The following is a 25,607-nucleotide window of genomic DNA, read 5'->3' on the forward strand; positions in this document are numbered from 1 at the left end:
GGACAGAGGACAGAGGACAGAGGACAGAGGACAGAGGACAGAGGACAGAGGACAGAGGACAGAGGACAGAGGACAGAGGACAGAAGACAGAAAACAGAAGACAGAGGACAGGTGGGATAGCGTTTGTTCTTTACTTATAAACGTTTTGGGCTATAGTTGAGAACAAGTTAATTGACTTGTTAGTAGCGAAGGAATGTTATGTATACCGATTTTTTTACTGATGTAATCACCTTATTGGATGTCATTAAAATAGGCTCAATTGCCGGTTTATCAGATGCTAAAGGTGAGCACCGTACAACCATCTCACGACGTATTCAGCGTTTGGAATTCCATTTAAAAAATACGATAATTACAACAAAAAGTGGACGTGTTGAACTCACTACTTATGGGGCTGAGTTAGTGCCAAGATTACAAGCGATGGTGGAGCATATGGATCGAAGCTTTTCACAACTGGTTAAAAAGCAAGAAACACAGAAGCTGCAAGTGCGCTTTTTTAATAATATTGGCATATATTACTTCTTTATTGATGAATGTCTGAAGTCACTGTTGGCAACAAGTCCTGATATTTCCATTGAGATGACCAGTTATACCTATTACCAGATGCTTAATTTTGGTTCAGTCTCGAAGTCACTCTTTGATCAATTTGATGTGATCTTTATACATGATGCACTTATTCATTTGATTAATGATGATGAATGGATTGTTAAAATGCGCTTACAAACAACACATAAGCTCTACGCTAGTGCACAGTATCTTGAAGAGCATGCAACAATTAATGATCCACAGGATTTAAGAAAACATATTTGTATTTATAATAATTTATTGCCAAGCAAATCGTGGTTGTTGCAGGAGGAGAAAAAGGGGCAAAAGGGGAAAAAGGAACAAAAGGGGAAAAAGGAACAAAAGGAACATGCTTTAACCTTTGAGCAGAGTATCGGTTGTGATGCAGTAATTATGCAGCACAAGTTAACAAAACTAGGTTATGGCGTAAGTTTAATTCCAGAGTCTGTAGTCAAAGCAGATGGACAAACACTAATCAATGTTTTGCCTGAAATATCAAGTAAACCGTTCACTACATACTTATTGGTCAATAGTGAATCCTATAAAAATCCAGTGATTAAAAGGGTGGTGACAGCAATGATTGACACTTTAAATAAGCTTGGATTTTGGGCAGGGTAGATCAGGGAGTACTTTAAGAAGATCGTCGCATATTTTTAAACTGAATGTCCAATTGTGGAAAAGGAATATCAATATTATGGGTTTTAAATGCGGCAAAAATTTCATGTCGCAAACTATCTTCAGCTTTACTTTGCTCTAGCTTATTAACAAAGGCTTTAAGTACAAAAATAAGTGCTGAATCACCAAAATCATTAAATTTAACCGATGGCTTAGGGTCATCAAAGACGTAGGCGTTATTTTCAGCGATTTGTAGCAGGATATCTTTGACTTGTGCAGGATCGCTGTTATAGCCAACGCCAATGCTTATGCTAGCGCGACTTAAAGGATTGACGGTTTCATTGCTCAATTTATTATTAATCAGTAGGCTGTTGGGGATGACCAATGTGTTTTTATCAAATGTTTCGATAATGGTCGTGCGAATATTAATGTGCTTGACAAACCCAAGATCATTGCCACTATGCACCATATCACCGACTTTAATAGGGCGTTCAATCAGTAAAATAAACCCTGAGAAAAAGTTTTTAATCACATCTTGTAAGGCAAAGCCAATGCCGATGGATAGACCGCTAATAATGAAGGTGAGCGCATGTGTGCTCACCCCCATTGCATAGATCAAAATGACGATTGCAAAAATAAATACCAGATAATTAATGCATTTATCAAGCGCATATTTCGTGCCCGCTTCAATCGTTAAATAATGGATAATCAGGCGCTGAATCATAAGCTTGATAATCAATAAAGCCGCATAGCAAGTAATGAAAATAGTCAGAGAGTTGACAATGTGCATGACTGTAAAGATTTGATTATCACTGATTGGAAAAGGTGTGGTAAAAAGATAAACAATCATAGCATTTAACTCATTGGCTTCAACACCCCACAATAAGGTAATAAGAAGTATAGCAGACATAGAGCTGATAATAGTACCTATGAGCTTTAACCAGTGATAGACAACGATGGCATGCGCTTTGGTATGTTTTTTGCGTGGGGTGATATGCTGAAGCTTAAGGGCGCTTAGAGGGATTAGTAAAAAAGCGATCAAACGTGTTAGTTGATGGGCAATATATAGCACCCATAAAGTTTGTAATAATTTATAAAAACCGATGGATGCTAGATTACCAAAGCCTATTAACACCATAATCACATATAAGCCATAAAGCACAATAAGAAGATGCAATACGAACAAACCATAACGGCTTGAATGAAAATGATGTGTTCTAGCGTAAAGAAGATATAACTTCATCAGTAGGATAAGCTGAATAATGCCAAGGATAAGCATACAGAGGACGCGTGCATAGGCATAATCAATTAAGAAGGGCTCGATATTAAATCCAAAAGCAATGGGATTGATGTGTTCTATGAAAATAATCATTGAGCTGACAAATGCTAAAGGGCGAACATATCGGTGACTTTGTTTATTTTGAGATCGGTTAAGGTGCAGTAAGCTCTTGATTGCAGTGCTAAATAACACATAAAAAATCAGACTTAGCACAAAAGCATTAACCATGAGATTAATAATATTTAATGGATCTTGATCAATAAAAATGGCGCAATAAATGAGATAAAGCAAACATGCAGGAAAAATGCTGCGACTGAGTAAATAACTGATTTCGTTAAAGTAAACAGAAAATACGCGCAAATAAATATATCGATAGACATAATGGCGTAGATAAAGACTTAGTCTAGCTTGTAAATGTCGACGGTATGTTATATTGATCAGCAGTAATAACAACAATAAGACAGCGGATAGAATTTGCTTGCTCGTTGGCAAAAAAAGTGGATGTTTTTCAAAGTTTGTATGAGTGAAATAAGCCTTGAGCTCTTTAAATGATGTCATAAATGAATGGGGTGAGATGAGAAATGGTGTGGGACGCAGCTCTTTAATATCATCAATTAAGCGTTCGTGATCTGAGAGCTTCAAAAGAAGATGATTGGTGGATTTTATAATGGCTTGCGCTTCTTGTTCTGCCTGTTTGAGTTTGTTGATGCCGTCGTGGACGCGTTTAAATAATGCTATGCCATTACTTAAATCATGAATAGAGCCAGGTTGACTGGTTTCTTCAAAATAAGTGAGTTCATGGCTTATTTTATGCCTTTCACTGACGAGTTGTATTTGGTATTGATGAAATTTCTCAAGAACGAAGTCTAGTTGTTTAGCAAAAAATGCATATTGTCTTTGGCTAATATCCGGTTGATAAATTCTAATGTGGATATCTTGTAAAAGCGTTTGTGTGATATGTAAATCAGTATTAAAACTTGTAAGTAAAGTATCATAGTGTGCTGCCATAATGGTTTGATGCTCTCTGCTTTGGGCTTGCGCAGATGACAAGTGCGAAAAACAAACAAATATCAGTACAAAAGAGAAGCAAAAAGAAAGTATACGCCAAAGGCGGAAGGATAGTGTATTAGTTAGCAGCATGATGAAAGCGATTATTTAAATTCTTTTTTAATTTTAGCACCGTCAGCATCTACTTTAGGCGCCTCCTTTCTTGTGCCGGTTTCTATATTCGTTGAGAATTTTAATGGACATCCTGGTAGCTGATATTTTCCAGCTTTGACAATCATATCACGTTCTTTAACAACTTTAAGATCAAGTGCTTGATTAACATTATTAATTGGTCCTGCGGGGACACCTGCCTTGACGAATTTATCATACCAGTTAGCAACAGTGTCATTACCTAATGATTTTTCAAAGGTAGCTTTAATCAGGTCATTATGTGCTAAACGATCTTTATTGGTTTTGCATTTGGGGTCATTTTTCAGTTGCTCAAGCCCCATGACATCACAAGCACTAGCAAACAGCTTATCGGTTGCCGCGCAAATTACAATATCATCATCTTTACATTTGAATGTGCTAAAAGGGGAGATATTGGGGTGTTTGTTACCAATCCGGCTTGGGATTTTATGCAACATTTTATCAGAGACAACATCACTTTCTAAAAATGACAACATCGCATCAAACATGGCAATATCGATTTGGCACCCTTTGCCTGTTTTCTCACGTTGATAAAGCGCTGTGGCAATGGCAGAAAAACAATACACACCTGCGAGCATATCAGAAACTGAAGGACCTGCTTTAATTGGAGGTCCATCTGGCTCACCTGTCACACTCATAAAGCCACTCATTGCTTGAATCAGCTCATCATAGGCAGGCAGCTGTGACATTGAGCCAGACTGACCAAAACCTGAGATGGAGGCAAAAATCACTTTTGGGTTGAGTTTGCACAGCGAAGTGTAGTCAAGTCCAAGTTTTGCCATGGTGCCAGGGCGGAAATTCTCAACAACAATATCAGCTTGTTTGATAATATTTTTAACAAGTGCTAAATCGTTGGGGTCTTTAAGATTAACGCCAATACTTTCCTTACCTCGATTAACCGTTTCAAAATACATTGAAATACCATCAATAAAGGGGCCAAATTGGCGTGAGTCTTCACCGACTTCTGGGCGTTCAATCTTGATTACCCGTGCGCCTAGATCACATAATAGCATGGTACAAAATGGTCCTGATAGTACATGGGTAAAATCAGCGATTAATAATCCGTCAAATGGTTTCATCACAAACTCCTTGTTCTTGTATTTGATTTTGACAAGTTTGAGTATAGATAAAAAATTTTGATTTGCAGGTATTTGTTACTGTAAATAAATACTAAATCTTTTTAGATATGATTAGCAATCGCCTGACCCATGCTAATTTTGCTGTAATAGTTCGGAGCAACTAATTGATGTCAAACGGTTTCAATCCCTGCAACGAACATTGCGCCAACAAAAATGACGGCAAATTGGTTTAGGTAAAATCTCTAAGCCGTGGCAGAATAATAAGCATTCTTTTAACATAAATATTGCCTAAGTAAGAATACCTTAGCAACTTAAGAGCGCAAGAGCTTATTATCTATGAACCTAAGTGATTATAAACGCATTGTGATTAAAATCGGATCATCGCTGTTAGTTGATGATCAGTATGAAATTAAAATAAAGTGGCTTGAAAGTTTGATTGCTGATATTCAGGTGCTCTATAAACAAGACATTGAGATAATTATTGTGTCATCGGGTGCCGTGGCATTGGGTCGCAAGGTGCTTAACTGCATGGGGCGTAAGTGTACCTTAGCAGAAAAACAAGCAGCATCTGCCATTGGGCAAATTAAGCTCTCACAAGTTTATCAATCACAGTTTATAGCCTTTGGCATCAACAGTGCGCAGGTGTTGTTGAGTATTGACGATATTGAAACCCGTCAACGCTATGTCAATGCGCAAAACACCTTGGAAACGCTGCTTAAATTTCGCGTGATTCCAATTATTAATGAGAATGATACGGTGGCAACGACTGAGATTAGCTATGGTGATAATGATCGTTTAGCGGCACGTGTTGCGCAAACCGTTAATGCTGATTTGTTGATTTTATTTTCAGATATCGATGGGTTATATACTGCCAATCCGAATATAAATAAAACCGCGCAATTCATCACTGAAGTTGATTTGATTAGTGATGAGATTAAGGCAATGGCGGGAGAGAGTCATACTAAGATTAGCTCAGGTGGTATGATCACTAAAATTCTAGCTGCTGAGATTGCGGTTAATAATGGTTGTAATATGCTAATTTGTAATGGCAAGGCACTCAAGCCATTAACAAGCTTGCAAAAAGATAGACGTTTTACGCTGTTTAAGGCGCGAAAGATTGATCAAAGTGCCAAAAAGCGCTGGCTAGCAAATCACGTTAAACATAGCGGTAGTCTTATCATTAATGAGGGGGCAATACGTGCACTGCGTTTAGGCAAGAGTTTGTTAAGTGTGGGTGTGATGGAGTGTGTGGGTAATTTTAAAGTCGATGATGTGGTTACGATAAAAGATGAACAAGGCAATACGATGGCAGTTGGTGTAGCAATGTTGCATGCTGAAATATTAAAGCAGGTACTATTAGATAAAAGCTATACGTCAGAGACAAAAGTAATTGTTCACCGCAATAATATGGTGCTGGTTTGAGAGTGAATTTTAGAGGGTAGCAAGAAATGAATAAATATCATGCGATAGAAACATTATGTAAACAAGCCAAGCAGGCAACATACCGTTTGGCATCAAGCACTAATGATATGCGTAATCAGGCATTGTTATTAATCGCCGATGAGATCGTGAATAATGCCGATAATATTCTAAAAGGTAATGACAAGGATATTGAAAATGCAACGGCAAAAGGCTTAAGTAAAGCCATGCTTGATCGCTTATTGTTAACACATGAGCGTATTGTCGCAATGAGTAATGGTTTACGTGAGATTGCCAAACAACCCGATCCTCTTAACTGTATATTGTCACATATCCAAAGACCAACAGGGCTTGATATCAAAGCAGTTAGTGTGCCACTGGGTGTCATTGCAGTCATTTATGAATCACGTCCGAATGTCACGATTGATGCAACTGGTTTGTGTTTAAAATCGGGCAATGCAGCAATTTTAAGAGGCGGCAGTGAGAGTTTTCATTCCAATCAAGCAATTATGAGCGCAATACAGATGGGATTGGCAAAGTCAGAGATTACCAGTGATGCGGTGCAAATGTTGCCAACTCAAGACAGAGAAGCGATTGAGTATCTGGTATCTCAAGATCAATATCTTGATGTGGTTGTACCACGCGGAGGACGTGCACTAATCGAGTATCTTACAAAGCATAGTAAAGTGCCTTTATTTAAGCATTTAGATGGTATCTGTCACACTTATGTCCATCATGCTGTAGATTTGAGCAAAGTAGTTAATGTGTGTGTCAATGCCAAGATGCGTCGCCCAGGCATTTGTGCTGCAACAGAGACGATTTTATTGGATCGACAACTGCCAACAACACATATTGAAGCACTATTAACTGCACTTAATAAAGCAGGTTGCGCGCTGCGTCTTGATCAGGATTTATGGCAGCAGTTCTCGCAATATGAAGAAGCAGTAGAAGCGGATTGGTCAACAGAGTATTTAGATAGTATTGTGTCAATCAAGTATGTTGATGACGTTACTGTAGCGACTATGCATATTAATCATTACGGCTCACATCACACCGATGCGATTTTAACGGAAGATCAAACAGCTGCGCAATTTTTCATGCAGAATGTCGATAGTGCCGTGGTGATGCACAATACTTCAACACAGTTCTCAGATGGTGGAGAATTTGGCATGGGCGCTGAGATTGGAATCTCAACAGGCAAGCTCCACGCCCGGGGACCTGTTGGCATCAAACAATTAACCACTTTTAAATATCAGGTGATGAGTAATGGCAGTGTGCGTGTTTAAAGGATAGAAAGGGAGGCTAAGACTAAATATTTGCACAAGTGCTTATCGTACCCTAGGCGTAAGTCGAAGCGATGCACTGAGCATCAGTCGAAGTGGGTAAGCTTAAGCAAACCACAAGGCAACAGTGCCTTTGATACGTTGCCATAATGAACCGGTTGCATCATCTTTTAACGCAACGACCGGGAATGTTTCAATGGTTTTGCCTTTGTAGACCATGTCAACAGAACCTGCTTCAGTGCCAGCTGCCACAGGTGCAACAAGCCCTTTAGGATTTTTGTGTAGCACAAACTGAATATCCTTGGCATCGATATAACTTGGGAAGCTGATCGCTAGGGGCTTTTGTACGCCAATATCCACCGTATCACTTTCACCTTTGTAAATGCGGATATTACCTAAGGCGTAGTTTGCTGGATAAAAGGTTTTAGTCTGGAAATTAGAAAAACCATATTCTAGTAACGTTTGGCTATCACGCGCACTTTGCAAAAGACTGGTTGATCCGATAACAATTGCAATTAAGCGATCATGATCTGGCTTAACGGCAGAGGAAACAAGTGAGTAACCCGCAGAGTCCGTTGAGCCTGTTTTGATGCCATCAGCATAAGGATAAATATCCAATAATTTATTGTAATTGCGGGTAACAAAACCATTCATGCTGACACTCGGCATCTTGTAGTAGTGATAGCTCTGCGGATAGTCGTAAATAATGTGTTGCGCAAGAACAGATAAATCACGTGCTGTAGTGTACAAATTAGGTGCGGGCAAACCCATAACATCACTAAAATGCGTGTTAGTCATACCTAACTTCTTCGCGGTAAAGTTCATAATGTTGACAAAACCTTCTTGCGTACCGGCCAGTGTCACCGCTAAGGTGACTGCAGCATCATTACCTGAGGCGACAATGGTTCCTTCAAGTAGTTCTTGAATCGTAACTTCTTGTCCTGCTTTTAAGTGCATGCTTGAGCCTGCGGTATGCCAAGCAATAGCAGGGACTTTTACTTTTTGATCAAGCTTAATACTGCCAGCTGCTAGCTTTTGCTCAACGATATAAAGCAACATCATTTTAGTTAACGAGGCAGGCGCAATGCGCATGTTGGCATTTTTTTCAGCCAGTACATTGCCTGTTTTAGCATCTATGAGCATATAGCTTTTAACGTTTAGCATCGGTGGCGTGACTACTTGATTATGCCAAACTTTAGTTGCCGGTGTAATCTTTGGTAATACTAAGTTTGCAGGTGCTTTTGGCACTTGCACTTCTAGGGGTACATTGGCACTTGACGATACTGCGCCATACGCATTAAGTGGTACACCCATATAATTAACTGAAGTCGCACCATAAGTATTGGGTTCATTTTGTGTTGTGGCTTGTGCTACTTGTGTCGTTTTTGTTTTTTCTGCTGTTACTGCCTTTGTTACTGTATCTTGCGCAAAAGTAAATTGAGTACCTAATAAAGCGATAGAAGACGCTGTAATTAAAGAGATTTTTTTAATCGTAACCATGTTATTACCTGTTATGTTGATGTTTAAACTTATATGACATTTCAATGCAGTTATTATACTGATCTGAAAAGTCTTTTAAACATAAATACGGCGAAACTTCTATTGCAATATAAATCTGAAATTGCAAACAAAGTACGCTTCGGTATAATGCATCTCAGTGTGTGAAAAGTTTTTAATGATGCCTAGCATGTCGCATGCTGGGCGTTTTTTATTATTTAAATTTAAAATAAAGGTCAAAAAGACCAAAAAATCTAAAAACATTAAGGATAAAAAATGGCAGTACGAATTCCAATGACTGTTGCCGGTGAAGCGGCGTTAAAAGCAGAGTTACAAGATCTAAAAAGTGTTCAGCGTCCCAAAGTGATTGCGGCAATCTCTGAAGCGCGCGAGCATGGAGATTTAAAAGAAAATGCCGAGTATCATGCCGCACGTGAGCAGCAGAGTTTTATCGAGGGGCGTATTCAAGAGCTTGAAGCAAAGTTGGGTAATGCGCAAGTGATTGATGTTGCGAGTATGAGCAATAGTGGCAAGGTAATCTTCGGTGCGACGGTTACCTTGTTAAATGTCGACACCGATGAAGAGATGACTTATCAAATCGTCGGTGAGGATGAGGCGGATATCAAGAGCAATAAGATCTCATTAAGCTCACCACTAGCGCGTGGACTCATTGGCAAAGAAGAGGGTGATGAAGCGAGTATCGCAACTCCTTCTGGTGTGGTTGATTATGAAATCGTGACGGTAGAATATCGATAAGGTGTAATCGTTAATAATGAATTATATCTTACTTTTATTTATCGGTATTATCTGGGGTAGTCAGTTTGTTTTAATTGACTTCTCTTTAGTCAGTTACACGCCTGAGCAGCTTGCTTTACTAAGAACATTTTATGCCGCTGTTTTTTTGATTGTCTTTTGTTTGGTTGCTAAAAGAAAGCGCTATAAAAGAGACTTTAAAACATGGTCTAAAGTTGCAGCAATTGGTGTGTTTGAAGTCGTCATTCCATTTACTTTGGTGATGTGGGGGCAGCAGTATATCTCAGGCAGTATGGCATCGATTTTAATGGGTACTATTCCATTTTTTACTATCATCTTAGTGTTATTAACACGTGTTGAGCGTGCGACAGCAGCCAAATTTATGGGTATGCTCATTGGCTTTATCGGTTTATTGGTTTTATTTGCGCCTGATTTACTGGCATCCGGTTTATCAAGCGCGTTATTGCCGCAGTTAGCGATTATGCTTGGAGCGTTATCTTTTGCAGGTGCGTTAATCATTATCAGAAGTCTACCCAATGAAGACTCATTTTTGCTATCACGTGATGCATTTATTATCGGTACAATCATTATGCTTGGCATCAATTTTGGTAATGGATCATTGCAAGGTATGCGCTTTGCCTTATATCCCTTTATCGCCTCAATTATATTAGGTGTATTTTGTTCGGGGTTGGTTTATGTCCTTTATGTGAGTTTAATTAAACGTGCGGGTGCTGGGTTTTGCTCTTTATCGAATTATCTAGTGCCATTATTTGGTAGTTTGTTGGGTGTGATTATTATGGGCGATCATATTAGTATCAATATGGTATTTGCTTGCTTATTGATTTTATTATCTATTGCTGTTGAGCCAATATTAAGCCTGTTTAAGCGCCAAAGTCGCGTAAAAGCAAGCTGACATTAGTTTCCAATGCGCTATACTTAATTTCACTGCCACTGAAAATGAATTTCAGTTTATGAAAAAACATGCCATTTCGTCATTATTGAAGATACAAGAATCAGATCTTAAAGCCATGCTTTATGATAGTATGAGTAATGCATCGATTATCACGCAAATTTTAGATATTATTCGTGAGGATACGATAAGCACCTTAACGTGGGTGCGGCGTTTTGAGACAAATCAATATGCGATGATTACAAGCTTTACTAAAGCGTTGATTAAGCCCTATCTTGAGCTTGGTTTATGGCGTTATGACCCATCGATTATTCCTAAGCAGACCAATGTGTTTAAAGTGTTTACCTATGATGAGTTAATCAGTGATCAGATGAAGCATAAGCTTATCACTAAAGATGTGCACAATATGGTGCTGTATATTGTGAAATGTTATCACCAGTATACGGATCATTTTTCCTTTGATATCAATGCCGATTACTTTAATCAGCTAACATTTGAAGATAAAACTAAGCTTTATCAGTGCCTAACAGATTGTATTGATTTATTGATGAGTGTGGTGCGATTTCATACATTGATCGAGATTAAAGACTTTAATGATAGTGCGGTTATGCCTGAGATTGTACGCTTGCCTGATGATTTACAGCAGCGCTTGAAACTGACAGATTTAAATGTCGAGTATCTGCGCTTTATCGCCACCGGTGCCACCGCTAAAGAGATTGCAATGCATGCTGGGCGTTCCTATCGATCGGTACAGGGGAGTATTGCGAGTTTGTGTGAGAAGCTTAATTGTCAGAATAAGAATCAACTGATTAGTTTAGCGCGGATTATTACGAGCTATATAGAGTAAAGGATGCTGACTGAGCGTAAGTGGAAGTCGTGGCATAACACAATCAATGAGGAATAAATTGGGTTTCAATTATCCCCTCACCCGTGCAGCTTAAGCTGCACGACCTCTCCCTCAAGGGGCGAGGTAATAGGTGGTGTTTAATAGATAACTAATGCGTGCGCCTAATAATATACTCGGCAAGCTGAGCTAATGACGTCGTATCGTGCCCTTTGACTTGTTGCAAATGCGCCATGGATTGGGCAAATAACTCATCCAGTAATTTTTGCGTTTTCTCAATCCCTAGTAAAGAGGGATAGGTTGATTTGTTAAGTTTAGCGTCACTTAGGTTGTTTTTGCCTAAAGTCGCTGTGTCAGAAGTTACTTCAAGCAAATCGTCTTTGACTTGAAAGGCTAAGCCAATACGTTGACTAAATGCCATAAGATGATTTTCAATGACTTGATCGGTGTAATAAGGCGAAGTTACAAAAGGTAAAACAACAGCAGCAGTTAGGAGCTTACCGGTTTTTAAGCGATGTATTGTTTCAATGCTTTCAATATCTTGTGTTTGACCCTCAGCATCAATATCTAACTGTTGTCCATCCACCATACCTTGGCTGCCTGCGTGTGTTGCTAACAGGTGAAGTGCTTTTTGTAATTGCGTAATATTGATATTTTTGAGTTCACTCAAAGCCTGAAATGCGAGTGTCTGCAGCGCATCACCTGCTAAAATTGCAGTGGCTTCATCAAATTGAATATGGCATGTCGGTTTGCCACGACGCAAATCATCATCATCCATTGCCGGTAGGTCATCATGAATCAATGAGTAGGCGTGAATTGCCTCTAGGGCTAAAGCAATATACTTGATGTTGTCAGGATTACAATTAAAACAGGTGCCACTTAGAAAGCTTAATATAGCACGAATACGCTTGCCACCATTAAGAAAGCTATATGCCATTGCTTCTTTTAGGCGTGAGCTTTGAATGGATTGTGCTAAGAAATAGTCCTTGGCAAAGTCTTCAAAATCATCCTTTATTTGTGTGAATTTACTTAGCATAAAAAACCTTTAATGATTGAGAGCTGTTTGTTAAGTGCGCCTTTGTTTTGTTGGAAAACCGTTAATGCCGCATTGCCTTGAGCTTTGGCAATTTGTGGGTTATCAAAAAGCATTTGTAATTGCTGAACTAATTCATCGCTGTTGCTGACTAGAGTTAAAGCTTGCGTGACTTGTAGCTTTTCGGCAACTAAAGCGAAATTAAAAACCGATGGACCAGATAAAATAGGTTTAGCAAGAGCCGCGGGCTCGAGCATATTATGCCCACCATTATTGACAAAACTACCACCAACAAAAGCAATATCACTTGCTGCATATAACAGCATCAGCTCGCCCATGGTGTCTCCAAGGTAGACATCATTATTACGGTCATATTGATCTTGACTTCTGCGACTGTAGTTAAACTTGTGTGCTTTAATTAATTCAGCGACTTGATCAAAGCGCTCAGGATGCCTTGGCACTAAAATCAATAGCACATCAGGTGTTGTTTGTAATAACTTGCGATGCGTTTCAAGAATAATCTCATCTTCACCTTGATGCGTACTTGCAGCAATCCAGATATGCTGCTTTGCAAAACGTTGACGTAACCTTTGGGCATTTTCAAGAAGATTATCAGCAATCGGAAAGTCATATTTGATATTGCCATCAACAGTTATTTTATCTTTGGGCATGCCAAGCGCTATAAAACGCATTGCATCATCATCAGATTGCGCGCTGATATGACTGATTTGTTTGAGCATGTGACGCATAATAAAGCCAATCTTGGCGTAACCTGTGGCTGATTTTTGTGATAAACGTGCATTGATCAAAATACTTGGAATATGGTGTTTTTCGCACTCTGCAAGTAAGTTAGGCCAAATCTCTGTCTCCATGATAATGCAGAGTTTAGGATTAGTGCGTTTAATAAAGCGCCTTAACAAACAAGGGATATCATAGGGGATATAGCTGTGTTTGATATTGCTAAAGTCTTTATAGAGCTTTTGCACCTGAGCACTTCCTGTTGGCGTCATGGTCGTGACCACAAAAGTTTGATGTGGGTAGCTTAAGGCGAGTTTTTTCACTAAAGGTGCAATGGCAATACTCTCACCCATGGAAACAGAGTGAATCCAAATACTTTCATTTACCTTAAAGGGTGTAAAGCCAAAGCGCTCACGCACTCTTTGGCGATAGCCTTTATTTTTGCGACTACGAATTAATTTTTTGATACTGATAAAGGGTAAACCTAAACAAAATAATAGGCTGTAAATAAAAAGAATAAGTCTGTATATCATATCTTGTGCTTTTCAAGCCATTGTAAGTAATCAGTAACACCTGTTTTGACATCTCTGAAGTTAACATCGCAACCGGCTTCACGCAATTTGTCTAGGTTGGCTTCAGTGTAACTTTGATAATGTCCTTTGAGATGCTCTGGAAACTCGATATATTCGATATGACCTTCTTTGTAAAAATCAATGACAGCATGAGCAATGTTGTTAAAAGGTTCAGCTTTACCTGTGCCACAGTTAAAGATCCCAGAGATTTGAGGGTGATCCAGAAACCACAGATTAACCTTGGCAGCATCTTCAACATAAATGAAATCACGCATTTGCTGCCCTGCGGCAAAACCGTCATAGGCATCAAACAGTTTAACTTTTTTATGTGCTTTAAACTGATTGTAATGATGAAAGGCGACACTTGCCATTGAACCTTTATGTGTCTCATGTGGCCCATAAACATTGAAGTATTTTAAGCCAACAATTTGGCTTTGCGCGTGAGGCAAAAACTTGCGAACGTATTGGTCAAATAAAAACTTAGAGTAGCCATAAGCATTCACGGGTTTTTCATATTGACGCTCTTCAATAAAAGTCGTGTTATTGCCGTAAGTGGCTGCACTTGAGGCATAAATAAATGGAATCTTGTGGCGCATCGCAAAATGCAAAAGGATCTTACTGTATTCGTAATTGTTCTCCATCACATATTGACCATTCCACTCAGTTGTCGCCGAGCATGCCCCTTGATGGATGATTGCAGTAATATCATTAGGATTAAGTTTCAAGCCAGCGTTTGGTGTGTGATAAGCTAAATCAGACTCAATCGCTTGCAAAAAAGGTGTTTGATCACAATAATCTGCAATTTCATAATCAACTAAATTGACAAATTTATGTCCATCTTTGAGGTTGTCTACAACGAGAATATCTTCATGTCCGCGTAGGTTAAGCTGCTTGATAATATTCGCACCAATGAATCCGGCGCCACCTGTAACAATAATCATTGCTTTGCTCCATGTATTAAAACGACGGCAATTCTAGCAAAAAAAATGCAAGTTGGCTGTAATTTCTGTGATTAAATCAGGGGTGCTTGTTAGCATGGTGTCCCGAGCAGGAATCGAACCTGCATCTAGCCCTTAGGAGGGGCTTATTCTATCCGTTGAACTATCAGGACGTAAAAGTAAGGTGATAATGCCTGAAAAGGTAAGCATATTCAAGTACATGCCACCCACAAATTATTCTGCTATTAATTTTCTTGAGGCAAGCTTGTCTTGGTATTTGCAATTTGTAAAACTTTTGAGTATCCTCGCTCTGGTTTATGTAGATAAATCTCAGAAATGTAAGTAGATAAGTTGAAAATACAATTTATTGCATAGAAAACTTTAACTTTTTTGGAGGGAATTATGGGATCTTTTGGTTCGTGGGTAGTTATGTTTGTGCCGTTGGTTGTCATTGTTGGTTTGTCTTTGGCAAATTATATTAAAAATAAACCTTAGACAGTAGAGTAAAAGAACATTAAAACAAGGGGTAGAAGTAAGGAATTCATACTTCTAGGTTATTTGGTCGATATATTGTTTAAAATTTAAAAGGGGTAGGGGATGACTGTTTTAGTTATTGTATTTGTGCTGTATATCAGCATTATTTTGGGCTTAGGTATTTGCTCGTATTTTTACACAAAAAATCTGCATGATTATATGTTAGGTGGACGTTCATTAAGTGGACCAATTGCCGCTCTAGGTGCTGGCGCTTCAGATATGAGCTCATGGCTTTTACTTGCGTTACCCGGAGCGGTGATGCTCAATGGTTTAAACCAGATTTGGTTACCACTTGGCCTATCTTTGGGTGCTTACTTAAACTGGCAGTTTGTCGCTAAGCGTTTGCGTGTTTACACTGAAGTTGCCAATGATTCAATTACGATTCCATCGTATTTTGAAAATCGCTTTATGGAAAAAAGTGGACTGTTGCGTCTGCTCAGTGCGCTAGTGATTTTAATCTTTTTTACTTTTTATACCGCATCAGCATTTGTTGCCGGTGGCTTGTTATTTGGCTCAACCTTTAAAATTGATTACACCACAGGACTATATATCACTGCATTGATTATTTTGGTTTACACCTGTGTGGGTGGTTTTTTAGCAATCTCATGGATTGATTTTTTCCAAGGTGCTTTGATGTTTATTGCCTTAATTATCGTGCCAGTTACTGTTTGGGTGCATATTGGCAGTTTATCTGAAGCGTTGCATACAGTCTCTCAGCAGTCTCCTGTGTATTTAAATGCATTTAAAGGCACAAGTATTATTGGTGTATTATCACTCTTTGCTTGGGGGTTAGGTTATTTTGGTCAGCCGCATATTTTGGTACGCTTTATGGCAACTAAAAGTGCCAAAACCATTCCGCAAGCACAATTTATCTGTATGACGTGGATGTGTGTGGCGCTCATTGGTGCGGTATTTACTGGGCTGTTTGGTATTGCATATTACGCACCACATACGCTTAAAAACCCAGAAACGGTTTTTATTGTGTTAGCAGAAACATTATTTAATCCATGGGTGGCAGGCGTGTTATTAGCGGCAGTTTTATCCGCAACGATGAGTACCGCTTCAGCGCAGCTTCTGGCGTCGTCAAGTGCGGTGGTTGAAGACTTTTATCACAAATTTATTCGACCAAATGCCAAAGCCAATGAAATGCTGATTATTAGTCGTGTAATCGTAACGGTTATTGCTATTATTGCGGTGTTATTGGCACTTGATCCTAAGAGCTCGATTTTAAATCTTGTTGGTTATGCTTGGGCAGGACTGGGTGCATCGTTTGGTCCGATTATTGTGCTATCACTTTTCTGGAAACGTATGAATTTAACAGGTGCTTTTTGTGGTATCGTTGTGGGTGCATTAACCGTCATTATTTGGCCTTATTTGAAGACTTTTGGTGGCATTTTTGAGTTGTATGAATTGCTTCCAGGCTTTATCTTTGCCTGTATTGCTATCTATTTAGGTAGCATATTAAGTAAAGCGCCAAATGATGCCATTTATCAACGTCACCAACAAATGCTGAATCATCTATAATGTAATGGCACTACCTTTAGGAGGATCACTAACCATCCATGGGAGCTTCGCACTGGATCCTCGCGCCATCTTGCCTTACGGATGACAAGTCATAGGATGTCATTGCGAGCATGGATGCGTGGCAATCTATTTTGTCAGGGATGGTAGATCTAAGTTCGTTGCAAAGCCTCTATTTACAGGCTACTTCTTAAGGTAGTGACATTAATCTATGATGATGTATATATTAATGGTACTATCTTTAGGATAATCAATAAACCCCATCGCTAGTACCTCCCTTTGCGGGAGAGGTCGTTGAGTAAAGCTCAACGGGTTGAGGGGTAATTAAACACCAATTTTGTCATCAAAGGCAATAATATGATCGCGACCGGTGAAGTTAAAACCGTGCATAAGGGCTAGATCAATAATCTTGGGATATGCTTTAATCATTTCTTGGCGAGTGCTTCCCGCGGGCATTAAATAAACCTTATGCTTTGGGATATTAAGTGCCTTAATCAAATACTTTATTTCTGCTAGATTCTCATCACTGCCATCACACACTGGCTTTAACTGGTAATCATGGTGATAATCAATCATCTGACGCATGGCAGTCAAATTTAAGCTATATTTATTATGTTGATCAATTAGCTTTTGATCAACAGTAGTGCCTTTAGGTGTTTTTATACCAAGCTTTGGAATACTGTTAGTAAACTTAGGCGATAAGCTCAAAAGATCAATCGGATAATCGGTTTTTATAAAATGGGATCCTTCGGTTTCTAGTGTTACAAATAGCTTATACTCATGTGACAGATGCATAATTTCATTAATCAGTTTCGGATGCATGGTTGGCGCACCTCCGGTGAGCATAATTTCTTTGATGTCAGGATGGGCTTTGATCATGTCGATAATATCGTTAAAACAAAATTTGCCTCTATCCGCGTGAATGCTTGAGTACCATGTATCACACCAACCACCATGTTCACCAAAATGGCAACGATGTGTACAACCCGTGGTGCGAATCGCAAATGAGGGGTGTCCGCGACGTGATCCCTCACCTTGCAAACAAGGATAAAGCTCAATAACAGGCAGTGTTTTATGATAATCATTAATGCGCATAATCAATCTCAACGGCGCCGAGGTTTTTGTTATTCTCCATGACATCAACACGAAATAAGGTTACGCGATTATTGCTATGCTTCTGCACTAAAGGGTTTAAGGTGTTTAATACAAACTCGGCAATGCCCTCACAACTAAAATACGGCAAGGTTCGTAACTGCAATAAACCTTGTTGCTCGAGTGCTTTAAATGTCTCAAGTGCCGGATCTTTTTGTGACAGAACAACGGTGTGATCAAACATATAATGAAACCATTCTTTAGCGGTCATGCCGTCAATGGTGTGTTTTTTGTCTTTTAGCCAGCCAAAGTCCCAGACCCAGTTATGCTGATCGAGTGATTTGGCAGCAAAATGTAAGCGAAAGGAAATGGCATAACCATGCAAAAAGCGGCAGTGTGAGTGTTCGGCATTCCACTGGCGAAAGCAAGTGGAAAAGCCATCAAGATATTTTTCAACTCGATAAATCATTATGGTATGATACTTTGAATTTTTTCAGCACTATACCACTTGCCAATGGTTTTATAAACTTTTGCGTTGAAATTAGGGAATGATTTGGAGAATAGAATGAATGACGAAATAAAAAAGAATACACAAAATAAATATGCAGTATTGTCGCTTTCAGGTGGTATGGATTCATCTTCATTGATGTTGCGTTTACTTGCTGATGGCTATGAGGTGACAGCGATTTCATTTGACTATGGTCAAAAGCATAAAGTAGAGCTAGAGAAGGCATTGAGTCTCACTGATTACTTAAAGCAGCAAGGGCTCAAGGTTAAACATCATGTTATTAGCATAGATGGTTTATCGCAATTATTACATTCAGCACTTATCAGTGGTGGCGAGGATGTACCAACTGGACATTATCACGAGCGTAATATGCGTCTAACCGTTGTACCAAATCGCAATAAGATATTTAGCTCAATCATTCAAGCGGCAGCACTATCGATTGCTGAGGCGCAAAATACCGATGTGATTATTGCGATGGGTGTTCATGGTGGAGATCATGCAACCTATCCTGATTGCCGACAGTTATTCCGAGATAAAGATTATGATGCCTTTATCGCAGGGAATTGGGATGCTGAGAAAGTGACGTATTATTTGCCTTATATTAATAGCAGCAAGACTGATGTATTACGCGATGGCATGTGTGCTTGTGAGTCATTGGAATTAAAGTATGAAGAGGTCTATGAAATGACATTCACCTCTTATATCCCCGTGGAGCATGATAATACGATTTATAGTGATTATAAATCAGCTTCATCCATTGGGCGTATTGAAGCATTTTTAAATCTAGGATTAAAAGATCCAGCGGTTTATGCTGATGAATTAGGTCCTGTTAATTGGCAAACAGTGAAAACGCATGTCGAAAAAACGCTTACTGAATTTAAAAAGCAAGAAGTTTAAATAATAGCCACCGCATCCTGAGCAAACGTACCCTGAGCGAAGTCAAAGGGTGTATGTCTTTTGTGTTTTGCAATGGCTTCGACGATGCTCAGCCAACGGTGGATAGTGCGAGTAATGGGTATAGCTATCGTGCTTTAGTAATGATATATAATTAAGCTATCAACCGCTAGTACCTCTTCCCTTGCGGGAGAGGTCGTGCAGCTTAAGCTGCACGGGTGAGGGGTAGTTAAGTCTTAATTTATACTTCTTTATTACTCAGGCGAAGTCGAAGGGTGTATGCCTTTTGTGTTTTGCAATGGCTTCGACGATGCTCAGTCAACGCTAAGGTGGCTTCGACTGACGCTCAGCCAACGATGGATAGTGCAAGTGATGGATAAGTTGCTTGAGTAAAATATTAAAAACAAAAAAACAAAAAAACAAAAAGAGTATTGAATGGCTGAATATACTTTGCATCTGCGAAAAATGAAAACCTCACTTGATGGTGATAATAATGCGTGCTATCAATTGCAGGATATCAACATGAATGATTTACTGGGTAAAACAATTAAACTAACGTTTTTAAATGAGATAAATTGTGTTGCCTGTGGTCGCTTGACCAAAAAAAGCTTTAGTCAGGGCTATTGTTTCCCTTGCATGCGTAGCTTACCTGAGTGCGATACTTGTATTATCAAGCCAGAGTTATGTCACTTTCATGAAGGGACATGCCGTGATAGCAGCTGGGGAAGTGAGCACTGCATTAAGCCGCATTATATCTATCTGGCAAACACTGCCAAGGCAAAGGTCGGTATCACGCGTCAGAAGAATACGCCCGCACGTTGGATTGATCAAGGTGCGGTACAAGCTTTACCGATTATTAAGGTCAGTGAACGTTTGTTATCAGGACTGATTGAAACAAGACTTGCTAAACACTTAGCGGATAAAACCAATTGGCAGACGATGTTAAAAGGGCAACCTGATGCGATTGATTTATTGTCAATAAAAAATGAAGTGCTTTTAGCAGAGCAGGATTTTATTGAATCACTTAAGGCAAAGTATGGCACGCAAGCGATTGAGTTGATGAATAATGAAGTCATTGATATTCATTATCCTGTGCTTTCATATCCGCAGAAAGTTAGTTCACATAACCTTGATAAGAGTCCACTCGTTGAAGGTACGCTATTGGGCATCAAAGGGCAATATATTATCTTAGATACAGGGGTAATGAATATGCGTAAGTTTGCTGGCTATAAATGCCGTTTAATAGCGAATGCGTAACTTAGGTAAATAACAACAATTAGCAAGGAGCGTGTTATGCTAAAGATATTAATAGCCGGTGGTTCTGGGTTTATTGGTCAAAACCTCGTCCGCCATCTTAAGCAAAAAGGTTATTGGGTGTCATTGTTAAGTCGTCAAATGCAAATAATCGATGGCTTTGATGAGTGCATTACGTGGCAGGATATCACGACGGCAAAAATGACACAGTTTGATGTGGTTATTAACTTATGTGGATTTGGTATTGGTGAAAAACGTTGGTCAAGCGCGGTTAAAGAGAAAATTGTTAATAGTCGTATTGAACCAACAGAACGTCTGATTAAACTGATTGGTGACCATGATGTGTGGTTAATAAACGCCAGTGCCATTGGTTTTTATCCTTTCTCTATGAAAGAACAAGATGAAACATATAATGTGCAAAGAACAAAAGCAAATAGCGGTTTTTGTCAATATATTGTCAATCAATGGGAAGCAGTTGTGCAGCGTGCGCGCTTGCGTCGCAAAACCGTTGTGCGTTTTGGTGTTGTGCTTGGTAAGGGTGGTATGCTAAATAAGCTTTTGCCAACCGCTAAAAAGGGCTTAGGTGCAATGATTGGCAATGGTCAACAAATGATGTCATGGGTGCATATGGATGACCTGTGTCAAGCGCTTGTTTTTATAATTCAAAATAACGTAACAGATGGCGAATATAATATCACTTCAGGCAATGTTTGTAGCCAGAAAGTATTTATAAAAGCTTTAGCCAAAGTGCTTAACAAACCATGTTATTTGATTTTGCCGCAATGGTTGGTGAGATTAATGTTTGGGCAAATGGGTAAAGAGCTGTTATTATCATCGCATAATATTGCGCCGAAAAATTTGCAAGAAAAAGGGTTTGTATTTCAGTATTCGCATATTGAGACGGCGTTGGTAGATTTATTAAAATAAAGTTTAAGGTTGTGTTTTACGTCAATACGATTATCATGGCGATACCTGAAAGGTTTTAAGAAAATGCGCTTATGTTGCGAAAAATTATCAAGTCGTTGATTCCGTCACGCGGGGAAGTTTTTTTTGATCTATTTGTTGAGGCCGCACAAAATGTGCATTTCTCAGCATCGTTCTTAGTAGATATCGTTAATGAAGAAAATGCTTATAAAGCCACTGAGCTAATGGCCAAGTTGCGTCAGCAACGTCAAAATGCGGTAGATATCAATAAAAAAATTATTGTTGAGTTAAATGAGCAATTCATCACACCGATTGATCGTGGCGATATTTTTCATTTATCTGGCATTATGTTGAAACTGACTAAACGCATTATTAAGATCAACAAAAAAATGCAAATCTATGCGATTGATAGTAAGGTTGATGATTGTTTAATACGCAGTGCTGTGACGTTGCAGGAAATCACAAAATCATTGTGTGATTTATTGATTGCTTTTAAAGACAAGGATGGTGACAAGTTAAAACTTGCCTCACAACGCGCAACAGAGCTTGATGAGAACGTGGTTGAGGATTTAGGTGATGCGATTGATCAGATTAAAAAGGCTGATTATGACACATTGACAACGATTAAATTAAAGGAAGTATTCAAGGCAGTAGAATCAGCGGTTGATACCAGTGCCACTTTATGTGATTCGGTGATGCGTATTTACGTCAAGGAAATCTAACGATGATAGTTCTTATTAGTATTATCATTATTGCACTTTTTTTTGAATTTATTAATGGCTTTCATGATGTTGCCAATGTTGTGGCAACACCGATTGCTTCAAAGTCACTATCGCCATATCAAGCGATTATTATTGCTGCGATTTTCAATTTCGTTGGTGCGTTTATTGGTACTGCGGTAGCAACAACGATCAGTAAAGGTTTGGTTGATGCCAATGTGATTACGCATTTAGTGTTAATAGCGGCGCTATTTGCTGCCATTGGCTGGAATCTGTTTACTTGGTATTTTGGTATTCCATCGAGTTCATCACATGCGCTGATTGGTTCTCTAGTTGGTGCCGCCATAGCTGCCAGTAATGTCCATACCATTCATTATGGGATTTTGGTTGGTAAAATTATTGTGCCGATGGTGTTATCACCAATATTAGCATTCTTCTTGGCACTTATCTTGGTTGTTATTGTATTTAGAATTCTAAGTAAGCGTAAAACACCACGCAAATCAAATGCACGTATTCGTGAGATGCAAGTGATCTCTAGTAGCCTATTAGCATTAAGCCATGGTTCAAACGATGCACAAAAAACGATGTCGATTATTACTCTGGCATTGTTTAGTTTTGGTATGGTTTCAACCGTCTCGCATATTCCTGTATGGGTGATTTGTTTGTGTGCATTAACCATGGCGCTTGGCACTTTATCTGGCGGTATGCGTATTATTAAGACATTGACAACACGCGTTGCTAAGATTGGTCCAGCTAATGGTTTTGCCGCTGAGATGAGCTCTGGTCTATTGATTCTTGGGGCTTCACATTTAGGATTACCAGTCAGTACCACGCAAGCCGCTTCAGGCTCAATTATGGGGGCGGGCTATCCTGAAAGTGGTGGAGTGAATTGGCGTGTGGTGCGGACGATGGCAACGGCTTGGCTATTAACCTTACCATGCTGCATTGTCATGAGCTTTATTGCTTATAAATTACTCTTTGTGCTTTTTGGAGACTTGGGGATATCCGTTAATATTTAGTCATATCGAGGTTTAACTATGTTGTTAAAATCAGAAAAGAAATCGACGTTAAGTATTGCTAGTATTTATGCTTTTAGAATGCTGGGTCTTTTTATTATTTTGCCTATATTTAGTCTTTATGCTGATAAAATCATTGATGCGACACCGACATTAATTGGTGTGGCATTGGGTATTTATGGCTTAACGCAAGCGTTATTACAGATCGTTTTGGGTGTGTTATCCGATAAGTATGGGCGAAAGCCAGTTATATTGTTTGGTCTTGTGATATTTATTATTGGTAGCATTGTTGCTGCGATGTCGCATACGATCTATGGTATTATCATTGGTCGCGCTTTGCAAGGAGCCGGTGCGATAGGTAGTACCCTTACAGCGTTAGTTGCTGATACGACCAAGGAAGAGAATCGTATGAAAGCGATGTCAGTCATTGGCATGACGATTGGTTTATCATTTATTGGGGCGATGGTGTTAGGTCCCATTTTAAATACATGGATTGGTTTATCAGGTATTTTTTGGCTGACAGCTATTTTGGGTGCTATTGGTATTGTTATTCTAGTTTATGGTGTGCCTACACCGACTAAAGTTATTTTTCATAAAGGATCTGAAACGACACCTAGTCAAATCAAGAGTGTATTGAAAAAGCCTGAATTATTGCGTTTAAACTATGGTATCTTTAGCTTGCATGCGATGCTAACGGCATTGTTTCTCGCTATTCCGGTTATTTTAATTGACTATATTGGCGTGAGTGTTGATAAACAGTGGATTATTTATTTACCCGTGCTATTTATTTCATTCTTGCTTATGGTGCCATTTATCATTATTGCTGAGACTAAAAATTTGATGAAGCCCGTTTTTGTTGGCGCAATCATCATTCTTACGGCGATGCAGTTTTTATTATATGAGTTCGATCATCATGTCATTGTGATGAGTCTTTTATTGGTATTATATTTTGCAAGCTTTACCTTACTTGAAGCGGCTTTGCCATCGCTTATTTCAAAAATGGCACCAATTAGCAGCAAAGGTACCGCAATGGGGGTTTACTCTAGTGCGCAGTTCTTTGGGATCTTTTTTGGTGGTGTAGTAGGTGGCTTAATAATGCATCACTTTGGTATACAAGGTATTTTTATTTTTAATGGTCTGTTAGGCGTGTTGTGGATTGTCATTGCAGCAACGATGCAAAAGCCAAAACAATTAAGCTCTAAACTATATAGTATCAATAAAACTCAGCCTATCGATGCTAAGGAATTGCAACAAAGCATTGTTAATTTACCAGGCGTTGAAGAGGCAATGGTCTGTTTAGAAGAGGGTGCAGCCTATCTTAAGGTTGACAAAAAAATATTTGATGAAGCAGCGTTAAAACCTAAAATTTGTTAATGACTGAAGTTTAGACGTTGTTATCGCCTAAAATTTACAAGCGCTTAGATGCTTTCTAAGCTCTTGAGTAATTATCCGACACAGTCTAAAAAGGGGAACGATATTGGTCAATTGATACAATTTCTCAATACTTATTTTTAAACTGTGTCGATCTGCCCCTCGCCCCAAGCAGAGTCGTATATTGGAATACGCAAAGATTGTAGTTGATATCAGTTGATAAAAATATCCCTAAAAAGTAGGGATTTTGTTGCATGGACTACTCCCTTCCAGCTCAAGCAATTGGCGCTTGCAGGCAACACCGCCAGCATATCCACCAATTTGACCATCTGATTTAATAACTCTATGGCAAGGTATGATAATAACAATGGGATTTTTAGCGTTGGCTGAGCCTATGGCGCGAGCTGCCTTTGGACTGTTGGCATTGTTGGCTAAATCTTGATAACTTACTGTTCCTCCAAAAGGAATGTTCTGCAACATTTGCCATATATTTTTTTGAAATGGCGTTCCTATCAGTTGCAATGGTAAATCGGTAATATTTTTGCGAGGCATAATATGTATTAAAATGACTATAGATACTTTAAATGCTTTAACCATAACGGTAAACTTAGGAACTTTCTTTAGTATCCATTTTTGCTTTGCAGCCGATCTCCCATAAAATATTTATATATTATCCCCTATGACACGATATCCCCTCATGTAAACCGCGTAGTATTATGTTTCCTTGTAGTTATAAAAACAAGATCATTGAGTTTTGCTGCTCTAATACACCAATTCAATCGTGGTGTTATTCTCAAATAGATGCATTATCTCAGCATTAAAATCGCCGCTTGGATTAAAAACTTTGAAGATAATCGCCTCATCATCCATAAATGTCAAACAGCCTTCATGATATTGATTGTCATTGTCATAAGTCACCTGAGTTAGTCGTGACCAATCCACATGGAAATGATGGGGGCTATTTTGTACATAAAGGGTATTATTAGATGACAATTAGCTTTACCGGTCACGACAACTAGAATTGCCGGTCAAATCATGTAGGCTATTCCTTAATCA

The 25,607-nt window shown here is 39.0% G+C and carries 23 protein-coding genes and 1 tRNA gene; 13 read left to right on the forward strand and 11 right to left on the reverse strand.

Going from position 1 to position 25,607, the window contains the following annotated elements:
• The first annotated feature begins 198 nt into the window (after nucleotides 1-198).
• Nucleotides 199-1,179, forward strand: a complete 981-nt coding sequence (locus ACTS4L_RS09340) for a hypothetical protein (protein ID WP_440617506.1) — start codon at nucleotides 199-201, stop codon at nucleotides 1,177-1,179.
• A 13-nt stretch (nucleotides 1,180-1,192) separates the two neighbouring features.
• On the opposite strand, the gene ACTS4L_RS09345 is transcribed toward ACTS4L_RS09340, so the two are convergent.
• Both ACTS4L_RS09345 and ACTS4L_RS09350 read right to left on the reverse strand, forming a co-directional pair.
• Entirely contained in the window at nucleotides 1,193-3,463 is a 2,271-nt protein-coding gene (locus ACTS4L_RS09345; RefSeq protein ID WP_440617505.1) for a mechanosensitive ion channel family protein, read from the reverse strand.
• A 143-nt stretch (nucleotides 3,464-3,606) separates the two neighbouring features.
• Nucleotides 3,607-4,731 carry a CaiB/BaiF CoA transferase family protein gene (locus tag ACTS4L_RS09350; RefSeq protein WP_440617504.1) on the reverse strand — a complete coding sequence of 375 codons (1,125 nt, stop codon included), beginning with the start codon at nucleotides 4,729-4,731 and terminating at the stop codon, nucleotides 3,607-3,609.
• Between the two features lie 336 nt (nucleotides 4,732-5,067).
• On the opposite strand from ACTS4L_RS09350, the gene proB reads away from it, so the two are divergent.
• Together proB and ACTS4L_RS09360 are read left to right on the forward strand one after the other, a co-directional pair.
• Complete coding sequence (gene proB, locus ACTS4L_RS09355) at nucleotides 5,068-6,153, forward strand: glutamate 5-kinase (RefSeq protein ID WP_440617503.1); 1,086 nt, start codon at nucleotides 5,068-5,070, stop codon at nucleotides 6,151-6,153.
• A 26-nt stretch (nucleotides 6,154-6,179) separates the two neighbouring features.
• Complete coding sequence (locus ACTS4L_RS09360) at nucleotides 6,180-7,436, forward strand: glutamate-5-semialdehyde dehydrogenase (protein ID WP_440617502.1); 1,257 nt, start codon at nucleotides 6,180-6,182, stop codon at nucleotides 7,434-7,436.
• Between the two features lie 102 nt (nucleotides 7,437-7,538).
• Here ACTS4L_RS09360 and ACTS4L_RS09365 read toward each other — a convergent pair whose 3' ends face one another.
• Nucleotides 7,539-8,933: a D-alanyl-D-alanine carboxypeptidase family protein gene (locus tag ACTS4L_RS09365; protein WP_440617501.1), complete on the reverse strand. Its 1,395-nt coding sequence runs from the start codon at nucleotides 8,931-8,933 to the stop codon at nucleotides 7,539-7,541.
• A gap of 273 nt (nucleotides 8,934-9,206) precedes the next feature.
• On the opposite strand from ACTS4L_RS09365, the gene greA reads away from it, so the two are divergent.
• From greA to ACTS4L_RS09380, 3 genes are read left to right on the forward strand one after another with little or no spacing between them, the layout of a single operon-like run.
• Nucleotides 9,207-9,686, forward strand: coding sequence for a transcription elongation factor GreA (gene greA / locus ACTS4L_RS09370; protein ID WP_440617500.1), 480 nt, complete (start codon nucleotides 9,207-9,209; stop codon nucleotides 9,684-9,686).
• Nucleotides 9,687-9,702: 16 nt separating this feature from the next.
• Entirely contained in the window at nucleotides 9,703-10,596 is an 894-nt protein-coding gene (locus tag ACTS4L_RS09375; RefSeq protein WP_440617499.1) for a DMT family transporter, read from the forward strand.
• Between the two features lie 58 nt (nucleotides 10,597-10,654).
• Entirely contained in the window at nucleotides 10,655-11,440 is a 786-nt protein-coding gene (locus ACTS4L_RS09380; protein WP_440617498.1) for a helix-turn-helix transcriptional regulator, read from the forward strand.
• Nucleotides 11,441-11,588: 148 nt separating this feature from the next.
• On the opposite strand, the gene ACTS4L_RS09385 is transcribed toward ACTS4L_RS09380, so the two are convergent.
• The 4 genes from ACTS4L_RS09385 to ACTS4L_RS09400 all read right to left on the reverse strand — a co-directional run bounded on the left by ACTS4L_RS09385 (nucleotide 11,589) and on the right by ACTS4L_RS09400 (nucleotide 14,891).
• Nucleotides 11,589-12,473: a polyprenyl synthetase family protein gene (locus ACTS4L_RS09385; protein WP_440617497.1), complete on the reverse strand. Its 885-nt coding sequence runs from the start codon at nucleotides 12,471-12,473 to the stop codon at nucleotides 11,589-11,591.
• On the reverse strand, nucleotides 12,467-13,741 hold the full coding sequence (gene waaA, locus ACTS4L_RS09390; protein WP_440617496.1) for a lipid IV(A) 3-deoxy-D-manno-octulosonic acid transferase: 1,275 nt from the start codon (nucleotides 13,739-13,741) through the stop codon (nucleotides 12,467-12,469). Before waaA ends, ACTS4L_RS09385 begins: the two co-directional genes overlap by 7 nt.
• Nucleotides 13,738-14,721, reverse strand: a complete 984-nt coding sequence (rfaD, locus tag ACTS4L_RS09395) for an ADP-glyceromanno-heptose 6-epimerase (protein WP_440617495.1) — start codon at nucleotides 14,719-14,721, stop codon at nucleotides 13,738-13,740. Before rfaD ends, waaA begins: the two co-directional genes overlap by 4 nt.
• Before the next feature lie 95 nt (nucleotides 14,722-14,816).
• Nucleotides 14,817-14,891 (reverse strand) — tRNA-Arg (locus tag ACTS4L_RS09400).
• Between the two features lie 424 nt (nucleotides 14,892-15,315).
• On the opposite strand from ACTS4L_RS09400, the gene putP reads away from it, so the two are divergent.
• Entirely contained in the window at nucleotides 15,316-16,776 is a 1,461-nt protein-coding gene (gene putP, locus ACTS4L_RS09405; RefSeq protein ID WP_440617494.1) for a sodium/proline symporter PutP, read from the forward strand.
• Nucleotides 16,777-17,097: 321 nt separating this feature from the next.
• Here the strand turns inward: putP and ACTS4L_RS09410 are convergent, their stop codons facing one another.
• Both ACTS4L_RS09410 and ACTS4L_RS09415 read right to left on the reverse strand, forming a co-directional pair.
• Nucleotides 17,098-17,913, reverse strand: a complete 816-nt coding sequence (locus tag ACTS4L_RS09410; protein WP_440651974.1) for a 7-carboxy-7-deazaguanine synthase QueE — start codon at nucleotides 17,911-17,913, stop codon at nucleotides 17,098-17,100.
• Nucleotides 17,858-18,334 (reverse strand): 6-pyruvoyl trahydropterin synthase family protein, encoded by a 477-nt coding sequence (locus ACTS4L_RS09415; protein WP_440617492.1) that lies wholly within the window; start codon nucleotides 18,332-18,334, stop codon nucleotides 17,858-17,860. The genes ACTS4L_RS09410 and ACTS4L_RS09415 overlap by 56 nt, the downstream gene beginning before the upstream one ends.
• Nucleotides 18,335-18,430: 96 nt before the next feature.
• Between ACTS4L_RS09415 and ACTS4L_RS09420 the strand changes: the two genes are divergently transcribed.
• The 6 genes from ACTS4L_RS09420 (at nucleotide 18,431) to ACTS4L_RS09445 (ending at nucleotide 24,554) form a co-directional block, all read left to right on the forward strand.
• Nucleotides 18,431-19,270 (forward strand): 7-cyano-7-deazaguanine synthase, encoded by an 840-nt coding sequence (locus ACTS4L_RS09420; protein WP_440617491.1) that lies wholly within the window; start codon nucleotides 18,431-18,433, stop codon nucleotides 19,268-19,270.
• A 432-nt stretch (nucleotides 19,271-19,702) separates the two neighbouring features.
• Nucleotides 19,703-20,524 carry a DUF2797 domain-containing protein gene (locus ACTS4L_RS09425; protein ID WP_440617490.1) on the forward strand — a complete coding sequence of 274 codons (822 nt, stop codon included), beginning with the start codon at nucleotides 19,703-19,705 and terminating at the stop codon, nucleotides 20,522-20,524.
• Between the two features lie 36 nt (nucleotides 20,525-20,560).
• Nucleotides 20,561-21,448 (forward strand): TIGR01777 family oxidoreductase, encoded by an 888-nt coding sequence (locus tag ACTS4L_RS09430; RefSeq protein ID WP_440617489.1) that lies wholly within the window; start codon nucleotides 20,561-20,563, stop codon nucleotides 21,446-21,448.
• Nucleotides 21,449-21,519: 71 nt separating this feature from the next.
• Nucleotides 21,520-22,167: a DUF47 domain-containing protein gene (locus ACTS4L_RS09435; protein ID WP_440617488.1), complete on the forward strand. Its 648-nt coding sequence runs from the start codon at nucleotides 21,520-21,522 to the stop codon at nucleotides 22,165-22,167.
• A gap of 2 nt (nucleotides 22,168-22,169) precedes the next feature.
• On the forward strand, nucleotides 22,170-23,183 hold the full coding sequence (locus ACTS4L_RS09440; protein WP_440617487.1) for an anion permease: 1,014 nt from the start codon (nucleotides 22,170-22,172) through the stop codon (nucleotides 23,181-23,183).
• 18 nt (nucleotides 23,184-23,201) lie between these two features.
• Nucleotides 23,202-24,554 (forward strand): MFS transporter, encoded by a 1,353-nt coding sequence (locus ACTS4L_RS09445; protein WP_440617486.1) that lies wholly within the window; start codon nucleotides 23,202-23,204, stop codon nucleotides 24,552-24,554.
• A gap of 228 nt (nucleotides 24,555-24,782) precedes the next feature.
• Here the strand turns inward: ACTS4L_RS09445 and ACTS4L_RS09450 are convergent, their stop codons facing one another.
• On the reverse strand, nucleotides 24,783-25,148 hold the full coding sequence (locus ACTS4L_RS09450) for a methylated-DNA--[protein]-cysteine S-methyltransferase (RefSeq protein ID WP_440617484.1): 366 nt from the start codon (nucleotides 25,146-25,148) through the stop codon (nucleotides 24,783-24,785).
• Between the two features lie 165 nt (nucleotides 25,149-25,313).
• The gene (locus tag ACTS4L_RS09455; RefSeq protein WP_440651975.1) at nucleotides 25,314-25,493 is read right to left on the reverse strand and encodes a hypothetical protein; all 180 of its coding nucleotides are present in this window, start codon (nucleotides 25,491-25,493) and stop codon (nucleotides 25,314-25,316) included.
• Nucleotides 25,494-25,607 lie beyond the last annotated feature (114 nt).

The organism is Cysteiniphilum sp. 19S12-1 (assembly GCF_052030685.1).
Classification (GTDB): Bacteria; Pseudomonadota; Gammaproteobacteria; order Francisellales; family Francisellaceae; genus Caedibacter.